This window comes from Azonexus hydrophilus, assembly GCF_038368255.1.
GTDB classification, from domain to species: domain Bacteria; phylum Pseudomonadota; class Gammaproteobacteria; order Burkholderiales; family Rhodocyclaceae; genus Azonexus; species Azonexus hydrophilus.
Genome location: NZ_CP151406.1, coordinates 3,144,235 through 3,164,405, shown reverse-complemented (window position 1 = coordinate 3,164,405; position 20,171 = coordinate 3,144,235). Strand labels below are relative to the sequence as shown.

The following is a 20,171-nucleotide window of genomic DNA, read 5'->3' as shown; positions in this document are numbered from 1 at the left end:
CGATTTTGTTATCGTCGCCCTGGGTGTCGCCAGGCTTGGCGTCGCGCTAGAATGCCCCCATGAATGCAATCGGATTTGCTGCCGTGGGTGCGGGTGCCGCGCTGGGTGCCTGGGTGCGCTGGGGTCTTGGCCTGGCGCTCAATCCGCTATTCCTGTCCCTGCCACTGGGGACGCTGGCGGCCAACGTGGCCGGCGGTTACCTGGTCGGTATCGCCGTCGGAGTCTTTCATCTCAATTCCGGCTTGCCGCTGGCCCTGAAGCTGTTCGTCATCACCGGCTTCCTGGGGGGCATGACGACCTTTTCGACTTTCTCCGCCGAAGTGGTCGAGCGGCTGCTGTCGAACCAGCCGATGCTGGCCCTGGGTCTGGCCTCGATCCACCTGGCCGGTTCGCTGACCGCGACCTGGCTGGGGCTGATGACGGTTGGGGCGACGCGGATCTGGTCGTAGGCCGCGTTCCTCAGCGAAGCTTTTGCTCCTGCCGGCGTTGTGGGTAGGGCGGCGAGGTTTCGATGCGTGAGTCAGTGATTGGCGTGCCGACAGTGAAGTGATAAACGCTTTGCCAGCGCGTGCCGGCGAGGCCGCAGGCTTCGTGAACCGGGTCGTCGAAGAAACAGCCAATGCCGGTGCCGCGTACGCCGGCCGCTTCGGCTTCGAGGTAAAGGCTCTGACCGACCAGACCGGCTTCGCGTAACAATTCACGGTAGCCGTAACCGTCACGGGTCGCCTCGTCGAATTCACCCAGCATGCCGAGCGAGAACGCGCTGTTCGAGGCGATGTCCTGATGGCAGGAAAGGCTGCGGGCGAGGCGCTGCAAGGCTTGCAGCCCGAATTCGGCGAGCTGGATCAGGCCGAGCTGTGGCGGAGCGTGCTCGACCCGGCGCAGTTCGGGAAAATGGGGGCGCATGGCTGCCGGCAGATCGCTGGCGGCGGCGGGGGTGCGCGGCAGCAGGTAGAGACCGGGCGACAGATCGTCGACGCGCAGCACAAACAGCAGCAGGTGGATGCGTGGACAGGCTTCCTGCGCGGTGAACGGTGCTTGCGGGCGCGGTAGCAGGGCGTCGAGCATCCGGTAGAAACCGGCACTGGGCAGGCTGCTGTTCGGGTTGAAGCGCTGGCCGCTGCGTCTTTGCCGGATCAGCTTGGCCGTGCTCGCAGATGTCGGGTGCGGGGCGAGTGGCGGTAGCGGCGAAAAGAGGGGGTTTTCTGCGGTCGACCGCAAGAAACGGCTGGCAGCGGCCGCCTGGTCGATGACTGGCCAGCGGTAGCCAGGTGCGGGGTCAATCCGGCTTGGACTCCCTTGCCAGATGACGCCGGCCAGACGCTGACGCAAGTGCTCGACCGGTGGCATGGTGCTCAGGCCGGGGCCGTGGAGGGTCAGCAGGATTTCCGCTTCCTCGTTCTCGGTGAAGCTGTAGCGCGAAGGGGGAAAATCGTCGGGGCGATCCAGGCCGAGCAAGTACCCGAGGTCGTCGCCGGTGATTGTCCGTGGCCGCGCCTCCCAGCCGAGCAGCGCCGCGGCGTAGGCGAGGGCGCCGACGGCATGACCGACATCGAGCTGGCAATAGCGGAAAGCGCGCTCACCGTATTTCCATGCCTCGCGCCACATGGCGCTGCTCAGTGCGATCGCCAGCCAGGGGCCTTCGCCGCTCGGCGCGGTCAACGCCCGGCCCTCCAGCGCATGTTGCTCGGGGTCGTAGTGATGCACGCCGTCCGTCACGCCGGGCAGTCCGCCGGTCAGTACCCAGGCTTCGACCGGATGCAGGTTGCCCGACGAGGGATTGCAGCGCAGTGCCCAGCGGTTCGGACCCCAGCTTTTCCAGGCGGAAATGGCCAGCGACAGTTCGAGTAGGGCCCCCAGGCTGACCAGGTCGGCAGCGACGGGGTTTTGCGGTTTTTCCGGCAACTGGCCGTAAGGGCGATCAAACCGTTCGGCGGTCAGCGGCAATTCAAGCCGTGGCGCCCCGGGGTAATGGCGGAAGGGCGCCGGCTGGGCATCCCAGTCCAGCTGGCCCGGGCCTTCGGCGTAGGCATCGTAATGATGTTTGGTTTGCGCATGATAGGTGCGCAAGGGGTTTTGTGGGGTATCCGACACGACGCAGCTTCTTTCCTTGTTAGATTGCCCTTGGCGAAGGCGCGGGCCCGTTTGCCATCGCGTGCCGGCCTAGCGGGTGACCTTTTCCATCTGGTGCGGGTAGAGGCCGACCTGGGTTGTCACGCTGCCATCGCTGCAACTCCACCAGACGACGACCCAAGCGGCGCCATCGGCGTCGATCCGCTCGACCTCGCAGCTTGATCCGATCATGTTCATGAACAGATCAAGCTCGTCCTCATCGAGATCCGGGTCGGGGGTGATGGAGAGAATGCGGACACAGTCGCCGTTGGCGACGGTGAGGCCCTTGCAATCGAGGGTGGTGGCGGGCATGGCTGGCTCCAGTGGGGTGGGCGGTGTGTCGCAAATTCGACGCCGGCAGGGACATTTACCGGTGCGTGCAATCGGCGTGCCAGCCGGGGAAGCCGTTCCGCCAGCGTCAGCGTCGGTACCGCCTGCAGGATCACCCGGACATTGTTTTCCGCCTTGTTGTGGAAGCACTTGGCAACGAAGGGAAAACCATAACCTTGCGGGCCTCAGACTTTGAAGCGTGCCGTTTCAGCGCTCAGGTTGCGGGCAGTATCAAGTAACGATTGGGCAGCTTGTGCTGTTGTGCGCATGCTCTCTCCCGTGTCTTCGACTTGGTTGGCGATGCGTTCGACCTGCTGAGCCAGCGAAGTGCTCGCTTCGCTTTGTTCTCGGGTGGAGGCTGCAACATCGCGGACCAGGCTTTGGGCGGCACGTGAGCCTTCGGCAATACGATGCAGTAGTTCAGTCGTCTCGCCAGCGGTCGTGCGTGCCTGTTCCGCTTCTGGCAAGGCGGTATCCATCACCCGGGCTGCATTCAGCGTTTCTCTCTGGATCCGGTCTACGACACCGGAAATTTCCAGCGTTGCTTTTTCGGTGCGCTCGGCAAGTACCCGTACTTCGTCGGCAACGACGGCAAAGCCGCGTCCCTGTTCGCCTGCTCGGGCGGCTTCAATGGCAGCGTTCAGGGCGAGCAGATTGGTTTGTCCAGCAATATCCTTGATCACCGAGGCGATACGCGCGACCTCCTGTGCATTGGCTGAGAGTGTGCGTACCTTTTCGGCGGCTTCGCCGACGGTCCCGGCCATGGTCGCGATATTGGCGGCGACTGTTTCGACGCTGCGTTCGCCCTGATCGGCGAGCTCGGCAGCGCTGCTGGCGTGTTCTTCTGTTTCGCCAGCGTTGCTGGAAACGTGAGTGATCGAAACGGTGAGTTCTTCCATGGCAGCTGCCATTGTCTGCGTTGCGTCGGTCTGGGCCGAAGCGGCGTCGGCAACGCGGGCGGATGTGTCGGAAATTTCCTGGGCAGCTGCTGCGACCTGGGAGGCATTCTGGGAAATATTGGCCATCATCCGGCGTAAAGCCTCGACCAATTGGTTGAGTTCGCCAAGCAGGCTGCCCGGGATTGTTCGGTCAATCGTGACGGTCAGGTCGCCGGCGGCAACTTTGCTCATCGTTGCCACTGCCAGCGCCGGCTCGCCGCCGATCTGAGCAAGCAGCGAGCGAGCAACCCACCAGGTGATGCCGCCGACGAGCAACAGAATCAGGCCAATGACGATGCCGGCGTTGCGCAACTGTTGGTAAAACAATGCATCAAGGTCGTCAATGTACAAGCCGGTACCCACGACCCAGTCCCATGGGGCGAAATGCTCCACTCGCTGCAATTTTGGAACCAGTGCTTCGCTTCCGGGCTTGGCAGTTTGTGTTTCCGTGAACCCGGTCTTGTCGAGTGCGGTTTTGACCAGATCCCGGACCGTGTAGTTGCCCTGCTTGTCCTGGCGATCCCAGTGGCTTTTGCCAACGTACTCGGGACGGATCGGGTGCATCACGCCCATCCCCTTGCTGTCGTAGACGTAGAAATATTCTGGCCCGAGGTAGCGCATGCCACGCAGCGCATCGGTAGCGTGCTTTTGCGCCTGTTCGCGGCTGAGCTCCCCCTTGGTCTCCTGTTCGTGGAATGCCTTGATCGTGCTTGTCGCGATGTCGACGGCAGCGTTCAGCGTGGCTTTGCGGTCCTCGAGCAATTGTGCGCGTAGGTGCAGGATTTGGAAGGTGCCGAGCAGGATCAGGCCAAGCAGGGCGACCAAGACGGACAGGGTCAAGCGCCCCTTCATGCTGGAAAAGCTGAATATACTCACGGTTATGTCTCCAAATGGTTGCCAATTTCGGTAGTTTTGCATTTTTTGAAGGCAAGAATATGACATAGTGGCAGCGTTGTCGAGACGCGTGTTACTTAAATGCCAATGTGTCTGGCTACAGGCTTGACTCGTTTCGGCAAGTCACCACCGCCAGACGAATATAATCCATCCCCATGTCTGCTCACACCCGCAAGCCCGCCTCGCGCGACGACGTCTCCCTGACCACCCTGAGCGCCGATGCGCGCCGCCTGCGGGCCTTGCAGCGCGAACTGCCACGCTCGGCCGGCGACCAGCGGCAAAAACTGCAGGCCGACCTGGAAAAACTGCTCGCCGCCTCGCAGGCCGCCGTCGCCGAACGGCGCGGCAAGTTGCCGAGGCCGGAATTCCAGCCCGACCTGCCGGTCAACGAACGGCGCGACGAGATTGCCAAGCTGATCGCCAAGCATCAGGTGGTCATCGTCTGCGGCGAGACCGGCTCGGGTAAGACCACGCAGTTGCCGAAGATCTGCCTCGATCTTGGCATCGGCGCGCGCGGCCTGATCGGCCACACGCAGCCGCGCCGGCTGGCTGCCCGTTCGGTGGCGACGCGCCTGGCGCAGGAACTGAAGACCCAGGTTGGCGCTGGCGTCGGCGTGAAAATCCGCTTCCACGATAAATCGACGCCGGAGAGCTGGGTCAAGCTGATGACCGACGGCATCCTGCTCGCCGAATCACAAAGCGACCCGTACCTGAACGCCTACGAGGCGATCATCATCGACGAGGCGCACGAGCGCAGCCTGAACATCGACTTCCTGCTCGGCTACCTGAAGCAGTTGCTGCCGCGCCGGCCGGACCTGAAGCTGATCATCACCTCGGCGACCATTGATGCCGAGCGCTTCTCGCAGCATTTCAACGGCGCGCCGGTGATCGAGGTATCCGGCCGCCTGTACCCGGTCGAGGTGCGTCATCGTCCGGTCGAGGACATCGACAAGAAGGACGACGAGCGCGACCTCTACGATGCCATTGTCGATGCCGCCGACGAACTGGCCCGCCTGGGTTCCGGCGACATCCTCGTCTTCCTGCCTGGTGAGCGCGAAATCCGCGAGGCGGCAGAGGCCTTGCGCAAGCATGCCCTGGCTCGTCCGGGCTTGAGCACCGCGCACGCACCGGAAATCCTGCCGCTGTTCTCGCGCCTGTCGGCCGGCGAGCAGGACCGCATCTTCAAGCCCTCGGGCGGCCAGCGGCGCATCGTGCTGGCCACCAACGTCGCTGAAACCTCGCTCACCGTGCCGGGCATCCGCTACGTCATCGACACCGGTCTGGCGCGGGTCAAGCGCTATTCCTACCGCAACAAGGTCGAGCAGTTGCAGGTCGAGAAGATTTCGCAGGCGGCGGCGCGCCAGCGCGCCGGCCGTTGCGGCCGCGTCGCCGCCGGCGTGTGCATCCGCCTCTACGACGAGGCCGATTTCAACGCGCGGCCGCCGTTCACCGACCCGGAAATCCTGCGTTCCTCGTTGGCCGGCGTCATCCTGCGCATGAAGTCGCTGCGCCTGACCGATGTCGAGAGCTTCCCCTTCATCGAGCCGCCGCCGGCAAAGGCGATCAGCGATGGTTACGCGCTGTTGCAGGAACTCGGCGCGCTCGACGACGATAACAAGCTGACCAAGGTCGGCGAAGCGTTGGCGAAACTGCCGCTCGATCCGCGCATCGGCCGCATGCTGGTCGCCGCGCGCGATCTCGGTTGTCTGAGCGAAGTGCTGGTCATCGCCGCCGGGCTGTCCACGCAGGATCCGCGCGAGCGGCCGCAGGAGCGGCAGCAGGCGGCGGACGAAAAGCACAAGCTGTTCGCCGACGAGAAGTCGGAGTTCCTGAGTTGGGTCAAACTCTGGCAGTGGTTCCAGAACGCCGTCGAGCACAAGAAATCGAACAAGTCGCTGGTCGATACCTGCCACGCGCACTTCCTTTCCTACCTGCGGCTGCGCGAATGGCGCGAGGTGCATGGGCAGTTGCATGCGATGGTCGCCGAGCTGGGCTGGAAGGAAAACGATATCCCCGGCATCTACGACGCCATCCACATGGCGCTGCTGTCCGGGCTGTTGGGCAATATTGGCTGCAAGTCGGACGAATCCGGTTACTACCTCGGCGCGCGCGGTATCCGCTTCCTGATCCATCCGTCGTCGCCGCTGCAGAAGAAGGCCGGCAAGTGGATCATGGCCGCCGAGATCACCGAGACGACGCGCCTCTTCGGCCGCTGCATCGCCCGCATCGAGGATGCCTGGATCGAGAAAGTGGGCGCTCACTTGATCAAGCGCCAGTACTTCGATCCGCATTGGGAAAAGAAGGCGATGCAGGTCGCCGGCTGGGAACGGACGACGCTCTACGGGATCGTCATCAACCCGAAGCGGCGCATCCATTACGGCCCGCTGGCACCGGTCGAGGCGCGCGAGATCTTCATCCGCCAGGGACTGGTCGGCGAGGAGATCGAGGAGTCGTTTGCGAAGAGATGGCCCTTCTTCCAGCACAACCAGAAGCAGATTCGCGAGATCGAGAAGATCGAGCACAAGCAGCGCCGGCAGGACGTGCTGGTCGACGACGAGCTGATCTTCGCCTTCTACGACCACCTGATCCCGGAAGACATCCACAACGGCGCCACCTTCGACCACTGGCGCAAGACCGCCGAGCAGGACAACCCGAAGCTGCTCTTCCTGGCCAAGGACGACCTGATGCGCCATTCGGCGGCCGGCGTCACCACCGAGGCCTTCCCGCACAAGCTCAAGGCCGGCGCTGTGGAGTACGCGCTCACTTATCACTTCGAGCCGGGCTCGCCGAGGGATGGCGTCACGCTGACGCTGCCGCTGGCGCAACTCAACCAGATTCCGGCGGCGCGCATGGAATGGCTGGTGCCGGGGCTGATCAAGGAAAAGCTGGTGCAGTTGATCAAGACGCTGCCGCAGAAAATCCGCGCCAAGCTGGTGCCGGTGCCGGAATTCGTCGAGGAGTTCCTGGCCGCTGTCGAAGGCAACGATCGCAAGCTCAACCAGGGCATCATCAACCCGCTGATCGAATTCATCCTCGAAGCGCGCGGACTGAACGCGCGCGGCTGGGCGGTGACGCCCGACGCCTTCCGCCCCGACGCGCTGCCACCGCACTTCTCGATGAACTACAAGCTGATCGACGAACACGGCCGGCAACTCGACATGAACCGCAGCCTGGTCGCGCTGCGCGGCGAATGGGGCAAGGAAGCCAAGGAGGAATTCGCCGAACTGCACGAAACGCCGTCCGAATACACCCAACTGACCGACTGGACCTTCGGCGAGTTGCCGGAACTGATGGAAGTGCCGGTCGGCAAACAAACCGTGATCGGCTACCCGGCGCTGATCGACGACGGCGAAACGGTCAGTCTGAAAGTCTTCGATTCCGCCGAAGAAGCCGCCGACGCGCACCGCAAAGGTTTGTCGCGGCTGTTCATGCTGCAGTTCAAGGAGCAGGTGAAGTACTTCGACAAGAACGTCCCCGGCCTGACCCAGATGGCGATGCAGTTCATGGCGCTGGGCAGCAGCGACGACCTGAAGCGGCAGATTGTCGAATTGACGTTCGAACGCGCCTGCCTGAGCGAGCCGCTGCCGACCACGCCGGAGGCCTTCAAGGCGCGTTGTGCCGAGGCCAAGGCGCGGCTTGGGCTGATCATGCAGGAAGTCTGCCGCCTGGTTGGCACCGTGCTGACCGAATGGCAGGCAGTGGTCAAGAAGTTGCCGGCGTTCAAGGCGCAGGCGGCGGTCGTCGCCGACATCGAAGCGCAACTGAAGCGGCTGATCGGCAAGACCTTCGTCGTCGATACGCCGTTCGAGCGTCTGCAGCATTACCCGCGCTATTTCAAGGCGATCGGTGTGCGGCTCGACAAGCTCAAGGCCAATCCGGCGCGTGACGCCCAGTTGATGGCCGAGTACGCGCCGTTGTGGACCAATTACGAACGCCGCGCGATCCAGCTGGCGAAGATGGGCGCGGTCGATCCGCAGGTCGAGCAGTTCCGCTGGCTGCTGGAAGAGTTGCGCGTCGGCCTCTACGCGCAGGAGTTGCGTACGCCGGTACCGGTGTCGGTGAAGCGACTGCAGAAACAGTGGGAAGGAATTGGGCGCTGAGTCGGCTGTGCTGAGTCAGGCCTGGACGCTGATGTTGCCGACGCTTGCAACGCTTGCCATCGTCAGCGTCGGGGTGATCCCGGCGGCGGCGCTGAGTCCGCTGTAGAGATTGCCGCCGCCGTCGAGGGCACTGTCCACCTGGCGCAGTGCGCTTTCTACCTGTCTGACTTCGTCCTGTTCCTGCTGGTGGGCTTCGCGCATCTTGGCCTTGACCAGTTCGAGCAGGGCTTTGAGTTGCTTGGCCGCTTCCTGAAGCTTGTCACGTAGCGACTTGGCGTTGCCGGTGTTTTTTTCCGCAGGCGCGGTCGCCGAATCGGCCTGCGCGCTGTCCGTGCCTGTCTTGCCATCGGTGGCGGCAGCTTCACCGCTGGCTGCGGCGGTGCTTGCCGTAGTCCCGGCCGAGGCAGCCGAACTGGCGGTACTGCCCTGCTGGACCTGGACCGACACGGCGCTACCACTTCCGCCGCTGTCGCCGCCGGCTGCCTTGGCCATGCCGGCAAGCTCCTTGGCAATCGCCCCGATCTGGCGAAGTATGGCCTTGGCCTGCTCCGGCGACAGGCCGATCAGCATTGCCCGCAGCTGCTTGATGCGCTCCTTCAGTTGTTCGACCCGGGCTTCGGCACGCGCCTTTGCGGCTTCCTTCGGACTGGGCATGGCGCGCAGGCGCTGCAGGCCTTCCTGCATGTTCTGCGATTGCTTTTCCTGGCGCTTTTCCCAGACTTCGCGGGCACTGGGCGAGGCCTGAGCGCTTGTGTTGCTGGTACTGACTGGCGGCAGATTCATCGGGGGCTGGATTGCTCGAGGCGATTGCTGTTTTACGGCGATGCCGGCAAAAACTTTAAAATGCCGGTTGCGTCCGCTTTCCGGAAGGTGCTGTGATGGATATCGTGGTTCTGGCCCTGGGCCGCTCGCTGGCTGACCTGCGCGTCGGTCGGGTCTGGTTGTACTTGTTGCTGCCGGCGCTGGCCGCCTTGTTGCTGGCGGTGGTGCTCGGCTTCTCGGCGCTCGGCTGGCTGATCGCACAGTTGCTCGAACTGCCGCCGATGACGCTGCTGGTGGCCTGGGGGCTGGTCTGGCTGGCTCAGTTGCTGGCCTGGCTCGGTGGCTGGATGGCGCTATTTGCCTTGGCCTACCTGTGTGCAATGTTGATCGCCGCCGTCTTCATCATGCCCTTGCTGCTCAAGCATCTGGCCGAAGGCGAATATCGCGACCTGGCTGCGATGGGCCGCGACAGCTTTGTCGCGGCCACGGTCAACAGCCTGGGTGCAGCAATGCTGTTCATCATTGCCTGGCTGGTGACAATTCCGTTGTGGCTGATTCCCGGGATGTCGCTGCTTGTTCCGCTGCTGCTGATGGCCTGGCTCAATCGCCGTACCTTCGCTTACGACGCCCTGGCGATGCATGCGACCGACGCCGAGTGGGCCAGTCTGCGGGCGCAATACCGCTGGCCTTTGTTCATGCTCGGCCTGGTCATGGCGCTGCTCGCGCATGTGCCGATCATTGGCCTGCTGGTGCCCACGCTGGCCGCGCTATCATTCGTCCACTTCGGGCTGGAAGCCCTGCGTCGCCAACGTGGCGGCGCCATCGTCAGCATTCAGGGAGAACGTTCATGAGTCGTACTTTTGGCGCTGTCATCATCGGCGATGAAATTCTGTCCGGCAAACGCCAGGACAAGCATTTTGCGAAAATTGCCGAGATGCTCGGCGCACGCGGCCTGCAATTGTCTTGGGTCGAGTACCTCGGCGATGACCGGCAACGCCTGACCGAGACGTTCAAGCGCACGATGGCTGCCGGTGATGTCGTCTTCTCCTGTGGTGGCATCGGCAACACACCCGACGACCACACCCGGCAGGCGGTGGCGGCGGCGCTCGGCGTCGAGCTCGAACTGCATCCGCAAGGTTTCGAGGAGCTCAAGGTCCGTTTTGCCAACGAGGAAATCACCGACAAGCGCAAGCTGCTGGTGACCTTTCCGCGCGGCGTCAACATCGTGCCCAATCCCTTCAATCGCATCCCCGGCTTCATGGCCAACGACCATTACTTTGTTCCTGGTTTTCCGCAGATGGCGCATCCCATGATAGCCTGGGCGCTCGATACCTTCTACCGGGATGAATTCAAGCCGGTCGGCGACAAGGTCGAGAAGGCTTTTCTGTTGACTGGGCCGAACGCCTACGAGAGCGCGCTGCTCGACCTGATGGAGAGGATCGTCGCCGGCTATCCGGCGTTACGCCTGTTTTCCCTGCCTTCGTTGGTTGGTCAGGAGCGCAAGCATCTTGAACTGGGCGTCGAAGGGGCGCCGGCTCTGGTTGATCAGGCGATGGAGGAAATCCGCCTTGAGGTCGAGAAGCGTGGCATCACCTGGGGCTGGCGGCCATGACCCGAGCTGTTCAGCAGGCGTAAAAAAGCCCGCGCTGGGCGCGGGCTGATCGGGGCGCTTGCTGCCTTACTTGGCGGCGCTCTTGCGGGCTGCAGCGGTGGCGCTGCTCTTGGCCGGTGCGGCCGCCTTGGTGGCAACCTGCATGTTGGCTTCGGCGATGTCCGAGAGTTGCTTGGCCATCGAGGTCATCTGGTCGAAGGCCTTGGTCGAGGCGCCGAGCATGGATTGCATGGTGGCGGCGAAGACGTCACCACCGACCGGGGCCGAGGCCTTGGCCTTTTCGACGGCGCTGGCAGCGTTCTTCTGGAAGCTGCTGTACTGGCTTTCCATGACCGTGGTCACTTCCTTCTGCATCTCGGACACCAGGTCATACACGCTGCGCGAGTATTCCATCAGCTTTTCGACGTTCGGCTGAGCCAGTTCGCTGTTCAGCTTGGCGACGGCGTTGGCGTCCTTGGCAGCCAGCAGTTGCTGGGTGTTGGCGACCGTGGCGTTGAAGAACTCGCGGGAGGCAGCCATGTTCAGCGCAGTCAGGCGCTCCAGGCCGTTGAAGGCAGTACGCATCAGCGCCGTCATGACTTCAGCGTTGGCTTTCTGGGCGGCAGTCAGTTGTTCGATATTCGGGTTGCTCATCATCATCTCCAGTGTGGTTTTTGGTGGTACGGATGAAACAAAGCCTCCGCCCGAAGGCGGAGGCCGGAATACAGCGAATTACTTCTTCTTGGACGCGGCAGCGGTGGCGCCGACGGCCTTGACGGTGGCGTTGGTCGCAGCGGCAACGTTGGCTTCGGCGATCTCGGCAACCTGCTTGGCGGCCTTGTTCATGTTGTCGAAAGCGGAGTTGGCAGCAGCGATGGCGCTCTTGACGGCGGCAACGGCAACGTCGGAACCGGCCGGAGCCGACTTGGCAGCCTGGTCGAGCAGACCGGCAACGGTCTTCTGGAAGTCGCCGAACTGGGCTTCGACCATCTTCGACAGTTCTTCCTGGGTCTGGGCAGAGATTTCGTAGACGCTACGCGAGTAGGCAACGGCCTTCTCGACGTTCGGCTGGGCCAGCGAAGCCTGGATCGACAGGGCTTCCTGAACGTCCTTGGCACCCATCAGGGCCTTGGCGCCGGAGACGGAGTCTTCCATCAGCGAGCGGGCGGTGTTCAGGTTCAGGGCGGCGATGCGCTCGGCGGAAGCCAGCGCGGTATTGGCCAGCGACAGCAGGGAATCGACGGTGGCTTTGTTGGCGGCAGCAAATTGCTCGGGGGTCTTGAACATGGATATCTCCTGAAGGAAAGGTCGTACAGAAAAAGAATTCCGTCGCGGTGCCTTAGATTATCCGATGCTGCACCGCACCATGTCCCTGATTATAGATCAGCTTGTCGACTTGTCAACAATTATCTTGTGCACTGCAGCATTCTGCGAAATTGTTTTTAATCAACTAATTACATCATTCGGTCGGCGTCAGGGTGTCCGCGCCGCGTAGTTCAAGTGATTCGCCGCGGCTTGCCGGGCGGGCGGGCTCGCTGCCCTTGTTGCGCGGCTGGATGACGGCCCGGACGCGCGGCGTGATACTCTTTGGGTCGCGTGCTTCTGCCGCACTGGCGAGGAATTTTTCGCTGACCGCGTCGTACCAGATGTAGTCGCCACGAACTTCATCTTCACCGCTGCGGACTTTTGCCCGGTGAAAGAGTTCGGCGATCTCGGTATTGCTGTTGTACTCGATGCGCTCGGCCTCGCCTTCAACATAGTCGTCCCGGCCTTCCCGCTTCTGGCGGAAAGTGGCCTTGCTGCCGGGAGCGGCAAAGGCGGTGCCTTTCTGGAAACCTTGCTGGTCTTCGCTGATGATGATGCGTTCGGCCTTGAGAACCAGTGTGCCCTTGGTAATGATCACATCACCTTCGAGAATCTGCTGCTTCTTTGTGTCGTCGATGGAGATGCGGTTGGCTTCGAGCAGCATCGGCTTGTCGCGGTCGGCTTTTTCGGCAACGGCTGGCTGGCTGACTGCCAGGGCGAGGGCGAGCGTGGCTAGGCGCAGGATCATGGTTGGGCTCGGGGGGCAAGGTACTGGCCGCGAACTTGCGATTTCAGTTCGAAGGTCGACGCGTTGTTGTCGATATGGGCGCCGACACCGGATATCCAGAAGGCACCCTGGGTGATGTGTACTGCTTGCTCGGTATCGGCTAGCCCGGCTTCCGGATTGACATCAAGCCGGCTGGTCTCGGCGATGAGTGCTGGTTGGTCGGCGCTTCCTGCGCGAACAATGCGGACCGACTCGCTCAGCAGGATTTTCTCCCCTTGAGCAGTCACCTTGGCCTGGCCTGCGGTAACGATGACTGGGGGCATGTCCTTGCGGTACGCAATCAATTCAGGATTGCGGATTTCGGAGCTGTCATCGTGAGGGAAGTGTTGTAAATGGGGGGCGCTCAGGCGGTATTTCAGTTGCCCATTATCGTCGTGTCGACGTATCTGAAAGTTTTCTGCGTAGGCGTCCGGCGTCTTGTCGTCACTGCCTGAGCCAGCGGCTTCGATGGGGGCCTGGCTGGCCTGGAGCCAGAAACTCAAGCCGGCGATCAAGGCCAGCAAGGTGATCGGGAAGATTTGGCCTGACCAGTTCTTCATGGGGCGGCCCTCAGATGACCCTGGCCGAGAACAGATCATGCATGTTCAGCGCGCCAAGCAAGGGGCCGTTGTCGAGCGCGACCAGCAAGCCATTGATGCGAAGTCGCTCCATCATTTCCACCGCTTCAACAGCCAGTTGATCTGGTGCGATGAAATGTGGCGCCTGGTTCATGAATTCTGAGATTGCGCCGTGATGAAGATCGAGTCGCCGTTCAAAGGCGCGTCGCAAATCGCCGTCCGTAAAGATGCCGATGGCACGACCTGTGGTGTCGGTAATCGCAACCAGACCGAGTCCGCCGCGGGACATGGTGACGATGGCGTCGCCAAGCGGGGTGTCAGGCGTGACGACCGGAACCAGGTCGGCCGGGCGCATGACGTCGCGGACATGCGTCAGCAGACGGCGACCGAGCGAGCCGCCGGGGTGCGAACGGGCAAAGTCCTCTGGCCCGAATCCCCGGGCATCAAGCAGGGCAACGGCGAGGGCATCGCCGAGCGCCAGTGCGGCAGTGGTGCTGGCGGTCGGCGCCAGATTGTGCGGGCAGGCCTCTTGGGCAACGCCGGCATCGAGATGAACGTCGGCTTCTCGGGCCAGTGTCGAGCCGGGGGCGCCGGTCATGGCGATCAAGCGGGCTCCCTGGCGCTTGATTGTCGGAACGATGCGCAGCAGTTCCTCGGATTCGCCCGAATTGGACAGCGCAAGCAGGATGTCCTGGCGGGTGATCATGCCCAGATCGCCATGGCTGGCCTCGGCCGGATGGACAAAATAGGCGGGGGTGCCGGTGCTGGCCATGGTCGCGGCGATTTTGCGCGCGATGTGTCCGGACTTGCCCATACCACTGACGATCAAGCGTCCGCTGCAGTTCAGGATCAACTGAACGGCCTCGGCAAATTCTCCGTCCAGCCTGCTTCTCAGCGCGTCAACAGCCGCTGCTTCGATGGCCAGTGTCTGGCGACCGAGATTCAAGGCGCGTTCAGGCGAGAAGGGGGGAGATATCGTTGTATTCATGGCAGGCAGATGGTCTTGGCCGGGAAGTATACCCGACTTCGCCAATCTGCCTGCGGGGGACCCCGGACGGGCCAGGGTGTCGACGGCTCAGACCTTGCGACAGATGGTGTATTGCGTACTGCCATCGTCCTTGTAGGCGGTGGCTAGGTCGGTTTGTGGTGTGTTGTGGGCCGTTTGCTCGTAGGCCTGGATACTGCCCTTTTCCGGCAAGCCGTCGTCCTGGTTGGTGTCAATGGCGTTGGCGATTTTTGCTGGCAGATTGGTCGTGCAGACAATAAGGTTACCCGCCGTGTTGCTGGCTATTCCGGTGATGCCGCCGGCGGCATTGGTTGGTTGTTTGCCGCCCTCGGCATCACCGCTGATCAGTCCGGCGAAACGCAAATGTTGCCAGGCACGTAGGCTGGCCTTGGTGCCGTCCGATGTGTTGAACTCTCCTTCGATGGTGCCTGTTCCGTTGCCAGAAGTAGCATCGGTCCAGCGTGCATTTGCCTGCGAGTCATCTCCCGGCAGTGCTTTGTAGCGATCCCGGTAGCCCAGAATGGCGATGGCGACGCCGTCGAGTTCCTTCTCGATTGCGCGGATCTTGCTCTGGGTCAGCATTTCCTGGCCTTTCAGGATGCCGCCCAGCAGGACGCCGATGATGACCAGCACGATGGCGATTTCGATCAGGGTGAAACCTTGTTGCCTGTGTTGCATGATGCGCTCCTTTGGTGGGTGAAAAATCAGGGCAGGCGCCCGGCGGTGAGCATCCGGGTGTTGAGTACGGTAGGTACGATCCAGGCGACCAGATCGTCGTATTGGGCGTCCGGAGGACGGTTGACGAAGATGCGGTCAGTGTTGGCGTTTTCCGCTTCGTCGGGGGAGCTGGCTGGAGTGAGTTGGCCATTGCCGCGGTAGCCGCCCAGGCCATTACGGCCATGGCTGACAATGACCGCCGGCAGTCCATTGGCGACCGTCTGACTGTTGTTGGCAGCAGGGCGGACCGCTAGCGTTCCCATGCTTTCGAAGCTGAACCCAGCTCGGGCATCGTTTGCGGGCTCTGCAGTGAAAGCATCATGTGGGTAGTAAGTCAGGCGCTGCCCCCACGGGTCGGTCTCTGGCAGCCCGAGCGTGCGCCAGGGCAGTACCCCGCTTTTTCCGCGTACGCAGTCTTCTTCGCCGGCCTTGTCGGCGGAGCTGGCAAGCAACGGATCGGCGGCGCAGGGCAGGCGGCCATGGGTGATTGCGAATCCATACAGGGCTTCCAGGCTCAGTTCGAGTTGGGCGCGGGCGCGTTGTTCGGTGTGCAGGCGACGTTGTCCCGTGGTCTGGCCGAGCAGGCTGCCGGCGAGCAGGCCAATGATGATCAGGGCGATGCTTAGCTCGATCAGCGAGAAGCCGCGCTCAGTGGGCGATCTGGTCATTGTGGTCGGGGCGCCGTTGCCGGGCGTCGAAGGTGTTGTCCGGCATTTCCGCATCGCCGTTGCGCGAAGGAGCGGCATTCCTGCCTTCGAGGTAGTCGGCGACATCCTTGCCGGGACGTTGCTGGCCGTTGATTCTGGCGCCGGCAGCAATGACCAGCAGCGGACGAGCCGGCTGGCCGGGAATCTGCAGGCTGGCCTGTTCGGGTTCCAAGGCGTCGCCAAACTGGTAGAAGACGCTGTCCGACCATTTGCCCTCATACCACCAGCTATTCGGCTCGGCGAGAAAGTTGCAGCTCGCTGATGTCCAGGCCATGGGCTGGTGCTCTCCTTCGCCATCGTTGGCTGGCTGGCTCAGTGGCACCCGGCCGAACCGACTGCCGCTGCGTCCTTCGCCGAAGTTTGACGAGAGTGGGGCGGGCCAGGGGTAGCGGCCGGTTTGCCGGGCGTATGCGCTAAGGCAGTCGCGCAGTTTGTGCGCGATGCGCAGTTCGACCGCTGCCATCAGGCTGCCGCGGGTGATGCTGAGGATGCTGTCGTTACTCTCCGGCGCCGTCTTGAAATCCCGTGGGTTGTTCTGGCTCAGGCTGGCTTCGAGGTAATCCGCCGGGTTGTTCGATGGCCTTTTCTGTCCAGGCAATGGTGCGCCGGGGCGAATGATCAAGGCGGCGATATCGCCCTTGCCGTTCAGGGAAAGTCCGGTCGCGCTATCGCTGTTGATCGGGTTGGCACTCTGATGGTCGCGCAGCCCCGGTGCGATGACGTACCAGAGCGTATTCTGGTTGTCGTCGACCGGTTGAGGAATGTCCAGGGTGCTCCACGGCAGGCGACCGATCAGGCTGGGGCAGTGCTGGCCGGCCAGCAAATCGGCTCTGCCGTCGCCGGGGGTGGTGGGTTTCCATTGCGCCGGGCAGGGCAGGCTGCCGGGGCGATTGGTATCGTTGGCGGCGCGGGCGATCAAGGCTTCACGTGCCAGTGCCATTGCCGCCTGTTGGGCGCGCGTGCTTTCCAGACGTGCTTGGTTGGCCGAGCCTTGGGCGTAGGCCATGTATCCCGCAAATCCGAGCAGGCTGAGCAGTAGGGCATACAGTACTGCGCCGCTTTGATGCCTGCTTGTCGTTTTCATCGTTTCTCCGGTGCTGGGTGGCGCAACACGCTGCCGCTCGGCAGCAACGGGGTTTGTCGGCTGTCGCCGATGGGCGTGGTGGAGCGCGTAGCGTCTTGTGCCTTGCCATCGATCCATTGAATTTCGCGTCCGTTCGGGGATTTCAGGAAGCCGTCGTTACGTTCCGGCGCCTGTCGGGAGTCTTCGAGCAGGCGTCGTTGTTCCGGGGTGAAAAAAAGCCTGCCCAGCGTTTCCGCCGGGCAGGTGAAGCTGGTCAGCGAACCGACCAGCAGGGGCAGAAAGGAGTGCTTGGCGGTGTTCATTGCTGCATTTCCAGCGCGACCAGCTGGCAACTGGCGAACATGCCGTCTTCAGCGCGGGTCAAGCGGCAACCGCGAAATTGGTGCTGAATTGGCGAACGCGCCTGCCAATCGGCGATTCTGGAGAGCAGAGCTTCCTCGTGTACGAAGGTGCTTTCCAGCGTTGCCGGATATTCACGCCAGCGAGCCTCCGCCGTGGCGTGAGGCGCTGCCGGCTGGCTCGGGTGGGTTACCTCAAGCATCTGAATGTCGGCCAGCAATCGCTGCGCCTGCTCGGCACTCTGCAACGCCTGTCTTAGCTCGCTGAGCTGGCGCTCACTTGCAGATATTTCCTTGCGCAGTCCGTCAAGTTGGCTGGCTGCTTGCGCCGCCCGCTGCCACGACCAGAGCGCCAGGCCAGCGCTGAATAGCCAGCAGAGTGTGCAAAAAAACAGTGGGGTACGCAGGGGGGGCGGAAGGTCGAATCTCATGTTGCCCCCAGCGGCGTCCTGAGCAGTTGTAGCGAAAAGCGGAATTCGCCGGGGCTGATCGCTTGCGGACGGGTGACAAGTCGGGCTGCTTGATGGCCAGGCTGGCGCAAACTCTGTAGGAGTTCTCCGGCCTGTTTCTCGTCGGCGGCCTGGATGCTGCCGTCCAGTTGCAGTTGGGGGTGAGCATTGGTCAGCGCCTGTTCGGTGGGAATCCGCCAGTCGATGCTGTCGAGTTGAATCTCGGGACGTTGGTCTAGCGCTCGGCTCAGCGCAACCAAGTCGTCGGCGAAAGCGCTGCGTTGCTGAAGCAGTTGCCGGTGTTCCTGGATAAATTGTTGCCGTTGGGCCGGCGTCATTCCGTCACGGTCAAGCTCGGCCATCGCGGTGGCGACAGCCTGTTGGGCGTGTGCGAGATGCTGTTGTGCCGTGCTAGCCTGCCGGTGCAAGGTATTGAATTCGAGCCAACGTTCAACTGACATGCTCAGGCCGGCACCCAGTGCCAGCATGCCCAGATACCAGCACCAGCGCCCGTACTGCCGTTGGCGTGCGATTGCTCTGGCCGAGGGCGGTGCAAACTGCCAGTCGGGCCAATGTTTGTCGGCGAGCGCGAGAATGAGTTGTGCCGCATCCTCGTTCGTCGGTAGATGCCTGATTGTGGCGCTGGCCGGTAGCGGCGGGTGCCAATCGGGTGGTCCGATGAGGCACAGCGTGGGCGGAATCTCTGCGGCGCCGCCTTGCATGAGCAGTCGCCGCCAGGCGTCGTCGATGGCGGTATCGTCATCGTTTGTCGTCCATTGCACGGCACAAGGCAGGCCGTGTTCGAGCAGCGTGAGCCGGCAGGCGTGACGGTGTTTGCTCAGAACGACGAGTTGGGCGGGGCTTTCTGGCGCCTTGCCGAGCAATGGCGTCAATAACTGGGGCAAAGTGTAGACGCCGCTCAGAGGGGCGCTGCGCAGTCGTTGTGTCCAGCAGTCGAAGGCACTGCTGTTGCTGACGGCCATGAGCGAGATTCGCGTGTTTTCCTCTCGCCGGCCCTTGTTCAAGCCGACACATCGCCACGGGGTGTCGGGGAAGGCGCGACGGCTTCGGGTTTCTGCCAGTTGGCGGCGCTCGCGTTGTGGCAGTGAGGGCATGGCTTCGCCGAGATAACGCTCCTCGTGCCGGTTGATCAGCAGCAGGAAGTGCCGTTTGTCGGTCATCCTCAGGAAATGACTGAAAGCGTCTAAGCCGTCCGGGTTTTCCGGGAAGTCGGCAATTCTCTCCGTCTGCCCGTTACGCCTTTCCCAGGCGGACATGCCGTTTTCGTCGAGGTAAAGGCGAATGGCCTGCGTCATGGGATTCCTCCGTCGATCATTCCATAGAGCGGCTGGATGGTTGCCAGCATGATCCAGCCCAGCAGCAGGCCGATCAGCAGTGTCAGCGCCGGGCCGGTCAGACTTTGCAGGGTGGCCATGGCGTCGCCGGCTTCGCGTTCGCAGCGCCTGACGATGTGCTCGAGTGCCTGCTCCAGCGTGCCACTGCGTTCGCCGGCGTGCAGGATGCGGATCAGTAGCGGCGGGAAAAAGTCGTGGCGTGAGAAGGCTTCGGCCAGGGCGCTTCCCTGTTCGACGTCATCGGCGATCTGGCCAACGATGTTGCCGGCGAAACGGTTGTCGATGGCTGCCGGAATGCTCCTGAGTGCTTCCAGTAGCGGAATGCCGCTGCTGTAGAGCAGGGCGAGCAGTTCGGCCAGTCGCGCGGTCAGGAGTCGGCGCCGGATCTGGCCGATGAGCGGGATGAGCAGGCTCAGGCGATCGATCTCCGGCGCCAGTGCCGGATGCCGTCGCAGGCCGCTGGCCGAGACAAGCAGCACGACCGGTGGCAGTCCCAGCCAGGGCCAGTGGTGCTGCAGAAAATCGGCCGTCGCGAATAGCAGGGTACTGGCCAGCGGCAGCGACTGGCTGCTGTCGGTCAGGAAATTGCGAATCTGCGGCACCAGGTAGAACATCAGGAACAAGCCGGCAGCGAGGACCATCAGACCGGCGAGCAGCGGTTGCAGCAGGAGCTTTTTCGTGGCCCTGGCTTGCGCTTCGCTCTGCTGCAGACTGTTGCCCAGGCGGCGCAGGCTGTCTGCCAGCCGGCCGCTGTATTCACCGGCGTGGATGATGCCGACGCAGTCGGGGGGCAGCTTTTCTTCCGCCAGGGCTTGCGACAATGACTGGCCGGCGACGAGTCGCTCGCCCAGGCGCCGACACAAGGCCGGCAGGCGCGTGCCCTCGGCGCTGGCGCCAAGATCGTGGAGCGCCTCGGTCAGGGGGATGCCGGCGGCGAGGAGTTGTTCGACCTGCAGGCAGAAGTCGGCCAGCTCGGCGCGTGACATTCGGGCCGGCCGGCGCAGATGTCGAGGTTTGGCGTTGATCAATTCCAGGCCGAGCTGCAGCAATTCCGCTTCCAGGTGCGTCCGCGAGCAGGCTTCCCGTTCGCCGGAAACACGTTGCTGTCGGCGGTCGAGCGCCAGGTAGCGAAAGTGCAT

At 62.8% G+C, this 20,171-nt stretch carries 20 protein-coding genes; 4 read left to right on the top strand and 16 right to left on the bottom strand.

The features are described 5' to 3' along the window. The first annotated feature begins 59 nt into the window (after positions 1-59). Positions 60-449, top strand: coding sequence for a fluoride efflux transporter CrcB (gene crcB / locus AADV58_RS15355; protein ID WP_341743619.1), 390 nt, complete (start codon positions 60-62; stop codon positions 447-449). A gap of 10 nt (positions 450-459) precedes the next feature. On the opposite strand, the gene AADV58_RS15350 is transcribed toward crcB, so the two are convergent. The 3 genes from AADV58_RS15350 to AADV58_RS15340 form a co-directional block, all read right to left on the bottom strand. After that, positions 460-2,094 (bottom strand): nitroreductase family protein, encoded by a 1,635-nt coding sequence (locus AADV58_RS15350; RefSeq protein WP_341743618.1) that lies wholly within the window; start codon positions 2,092-2,094, stop codon positions 460-462. A gap of 69 nt (positions 2,095-2,163) precedes the next feature. Next, a complete protein-coding gene (locus AADV58_RS15345) occupies positions 2,164-2,424 on the bottom strand; it encodes a hypothetical protein (protein ID WP_028994402.1) in 261 nt (86 codons plus the stop codon). Positions 2,425-2,627: 203 nt separating this feature from the next. Continuing rightward, complete coding sequence (locus AADV58_RS15340; protein WP_341743617.1) at positions 2,628-4,298, bottom strand: methyl-accepting chemotaxis protein; 1,671 nt, start codon at positions 4,296-4,298, stop codon at positions 2,628-2,630. A 131-nt stretch (positions 4,299-4,429) separates the two neighbouring features. Here AADV58_RS15340 and hrpA point away from each other — a divergent pair, with 131 nt between their 5' ends. Then, entirely contained in the window at positions 4,430-8,374 is a 3,945-nt protein-coding gene (hrpA, locus tag AADV58_RS15335) for an ATP-dependent RNA helicase HrpA (RefSeq protein WP_341743616.1), read from the top strand. Positions 8,375-8,389: 15 nt separating this feature from the next. Here the strand turns inward: hrpA and AADV58_RS15330 are convergent, their stop codons facing one another. Beyond that, positions 8,390-9,157, bottom strand: a complete 768-nt coding sequence (locus AADV58_RS15330; protein WP_281983832.1) for a hypothetical protein — start codon at positions 9,155-9,157, stop codon at positions 8,390-8,392. A 95-nt stretch (positions 9,158-9,252) separates the two neighbouring features. Between AADV58_RS15330 and AADV58_RS15325 the strand changes: the two genes are divergently transcribed. Next, positions 9,253-9,987 (top strand): EI24 domain-containing protein, encoded by a 735-nt coding sequence (locus tag AADV58_RS15325; RefSeq protein WP_028994406.1) that lies wholly within the window; start codon positions 9,253-9,255, stop codon positions 9,985-9,987. Further along, the gene (locus AADV58_RS15320) at positions 9,984-10,748 is read left to right on the top strand and encodes a competence/damage-inducible protein A (RefSeq protein ID WP_281983835.1); all 765 of its coding nucleotides are present in this window, start codon (positions 9,984-9,986) and stop codon (positions 10,746-10,748) included. The genes AADV58_RS15325 and AADV58_RS15320 overlap by 4 nt, the downstream gene beginning before the upstream one ends. A 66-nt stretch (positions 10,749-10,814) precedes the next feature. Here AADV58_RS15320 and AADV58_RS15315 read toward each other — a convergent pair whose 3' ends face one another. The 12 genes from AADV58_RS15315 to AADV58_RS15260 all read right to left on the bottom strand — a co-directional run bounded on the left by AADV58_RS15315 (position 10,815) and on the right by AADV58_RS15260 (position 20,171). Beyond that, positions 10,815-11,381 (bottom strand): phasin family protein, encoded by a 567-nt coding sequence (locus AADV58_RS15315; RefSeq protein ID WP_028994408.1) that lies wholly within the window; start codon positions 11,379-11,381, stop codon positions 10,815-10,817. Between the two features lie 78 nt (positions 11,382-11,459). Beyond that, a complete protein-coding gene (locus AADV58_RS15310) occupies positions 11,460-12,014 on the bottom strand; it encodes a phasin family protein (RefSeq protein ID WP_028994409.1) in 555 nt (184 codons plus the stop codon). Positions 12,015-12,186: 172 nt separating this feature from the next. After that, on the bottom strand, positions 12,187-12,780 hold the full coding sequence (gene lptA, locus AADV58_RS15305) for a lipopolysaccharide transport periplasmic protein LptA (RefSeq protein WP_028994410.1): 594 nt from the start codon (positions 12,778-12,780) through the stop codon (positions 12,187-12,189). After that, the gene (gene lptC, locus AADV58_RS15300) at positions 12,777-13,358 is read right to left on the bottom strand and encodes an LPS export ABC transporter periplasmic protein LptC (protein WP_028994411.1); all 582 of its coding nucleotides are present in this window, start codon (positions 13,356-13,358) and stop codon (positions 12,777-12,779) included. Before lptC ends, lptA begins: the two co-directional genes overlap by 4 nt. A 10-nt stretch (positions 13,359-13,368) precedes the next feature. Continuing rightward, on the bottom strand, positions 13,369-14,364 hold the full coding sequence (locus tag AADV58_RS15295; protein WP_028994412.1) for a KpsF/GutQ family sugar-phosphate isomerase: 996 nt from the start codon (positions 14,362-14,364) through the stop codon (positions 13,369-13,371). Between the two features lie 87 nt (positions 14,365-14,451). Next, positions 14,452-15,060 carry a type II secretion system protein gene (locus AADV58_RS15290; protein ID WP_028994413.1) on the bottom strand — a complete coding sequence of 203 codons (609 nt, stop codon included), beginning with the start codon at positions 15,058-15,060 and terminating at the stop codon, positions 14,452-14,454. 26 nt (positions 15,061-15,086) lie between these two features. Then, positions 15,087-15,767 carry a type II secretion system protein gene (locus AADV58_RS15285; protein WP_028994414.1) on the bottom strand — a complete coding sequence of 227 codons (681 nt, stop codon included), beginning with the start codon at positions 15,765-15,767 and terminating at the stop codon, positions 15,087-15,089. After that, on the bottom strand, positions 15,748-16,812 hold the full coding sequence (locus AADV58_RS15280; protein WP_341743615.1) for a hypothetical protein: 1,065 nt from the start codon (positions 16,810-16,812) through the stop codon (positions 15,748-15,750). The genes AADV58_RS15285 and AADV58_RS15280 overlap by 20 nt, the downstream gene beginning before the upstream one ends. Before the next feature lie 74 nt (positions 16,813-16,886). Then, positions 16,887-17,192: a hypothetical protein gene (locus AADV58_RS15275; RefSeq protein ID WP_028994416.1), complete on the bottom strand. Its 306-nt coding sequence runs from the start codon at positions 17,190-17,192 to the stop codon at positions 16,887-16,889. Further along, the gene (locus tag AADV58_RS15270; RefSeq protein ID WP_341743614.1) at positions 17,189-17,659 is read right to left on the bottom strand and encodes a hypothetical protein; all 471 of its coding nucleotides are present in this window, start codon (positions 17,657-17,659) and stop codon (positions 17,189-17,191) included. Before AADV58_RS15270 ends, AADV58_RS15275 begins: the two co-directional genes overlap by 4 nt. Beyond that, complete coding sequence (locus AADV58_RS15265) at positions 17,656-18,993, bottom strand: hypothetical protein (RefSeq protein ID WP_341743613.1); 1,338 nt, start codon at positions 18,991-18,993, stop codon at positions 17,656-17,658. Before AADV58_RS15265 ends, AADV58_RS15270 begins: the two co-directional genes overlap by 4 nt. Next, a complete protein-coding gene (locus tag AADV58_RS15260) occupies positions 18,990-20,171 on the bottom strand; it encodes a type II secretion system F family protein (protein ID WP_341743612.1) in 1,182 nt (393 codons plus the stop codon). Before AADV58_RS15260 ends, AADV58_RS15265 begins: the two co-directional genes overlap by 4 nt.

Bases quoted from the DNA above. Each gene is read 5' to 3' on its own strand.
- AADV58_RS15265 (WP_341743613.1), bottom strand. From the start codon at position 18,993: ATGACGCAGGCCATTCGCCTTTACCTCGACGAAAACGGCATGTCCGCC.
- lptA (WP_028994410.1), bottom strand. From the start codon at position 12,780: ATGATCCTGCGCCTAGCCACGCTCGCCCTCGCCCTGGCAGTCAGCCAG.
- AADV58_RS15310 (WP_028994409.1), bottom strand. From the start codon at position 12,014: ATGTTCAAGACCCCCGAGCAATTTGCTGCCGCCAACAAAGCCACCGTC.
- crcB (WP_341743619.1), top strand. From the start codon at position 60: ATGAATGCAATCGGATTTGCTGCCGTGGGTGCGGGTGCCGCGCTGGGT.
- AADV58_RS15320 (WP_281983835.1), top strand. From the start codon at position 9,984: ATGAGTCGTACTTTTGGCGCTGTCATCATCGGCGATGAAATTCTGTCC.
- AADV58_RS15275 (WP_028994416.1), bottom strand. From the start codon at position 17,192: ATGAACACCGCCAAGCACTCCTTTCTGCCCCTGCTGGTCGGTTCGCTG.
- AADV58_RS15260 (WP_341743612.1), bottom strand. From the start codon at position 20,171: ATGCACTTTCGCTACCTGGCGCTCGACCGCCGACAGCAACGTGTTTCC.
- AADV58_RS15295 (WP_028994412.1), bottom strand. From the start codon at position 14,364: ATGAATACAACGATATCTCCCCCCTTCTCGCCTGAACGCGCCTTGAAT.
- AADV58_RS15330 (WP_281983832.1), bottom strand. From the start codon at position 9,157: ATGAATCTGCCGCCAGTCAGTACCAGCAACACAAGCGCTCAGGCCTCG.
- AADV58_RS15285 (WP_028994414.1), bottom strand. From the start codon at position 15,767: ATGACCAGATCGCCCACTGAGCGCGGCTTCTCGCTGATCGAGCTAAGC.
- AADV58_RS15280 (WP_341743615.1), bottom strand. From the start codon at position 16,812: ATGGCCTACGCCCAAGGCTCGGCCAACCAAGCACGTCTGGAAAGCACG.
- AADV58_RS15290 (WP_028994413.1), bottom strand. From the start codon at position 15,060: ATGCAACACAGGCAACAAGGTTTCACCCTGATCGAAATCGCCATCGTG.
- AADV58_RS15340 (WP_341743617.1), bottom strand. From the start codon at position 4,298: ATGCAAAACTACCGAAATTGGCAACCATTTGGAGACATAACCGTGAGT.
- lptC (WP_028994411.1), bottom strand. From the start codon at position 13,358: ATGAAGAACTGGTCAGGCCAAATCTTCCCGATCACCTTGCTGGCCTTG.
- AADV58_RS15270 (WP_341743614.1), bottom strand. From the start codon at position 17,659: ATGAGATTCGACCTTCCGCCCCCCCTGCGTACCCCACTGTTTTTTTGC.
- AADV58_RS15325 (WP_028994406.1), top strand. From the start codon at position 9,253: ATGGATATCGTGGTTCTGGCCCTGGGCCGCTCGCTGGCTGACCTGCGC.
- hrpA (WP_341743616.1), top strand. From the start codon at position 4,430: ATGTCTGCTCACACCCGCAAGCCCGCCTCGCGCGACGACGTCTCCCTG.
- AADV58_RS15345 (WP_028994402.1), bottom strand. From the start codon at position 2,424: ATGCCCGCCACCACCCTCGATTGCAAGGGCCTCACCGTCGCCAACGGC.
- AADV58_RS15315 (WP_028994408.1), bottom strand. From the start codon at position 11,381: ATGAGCAACCCGAATATCGAACAACTGACTGCCGCCCAGAAAGCCAAC.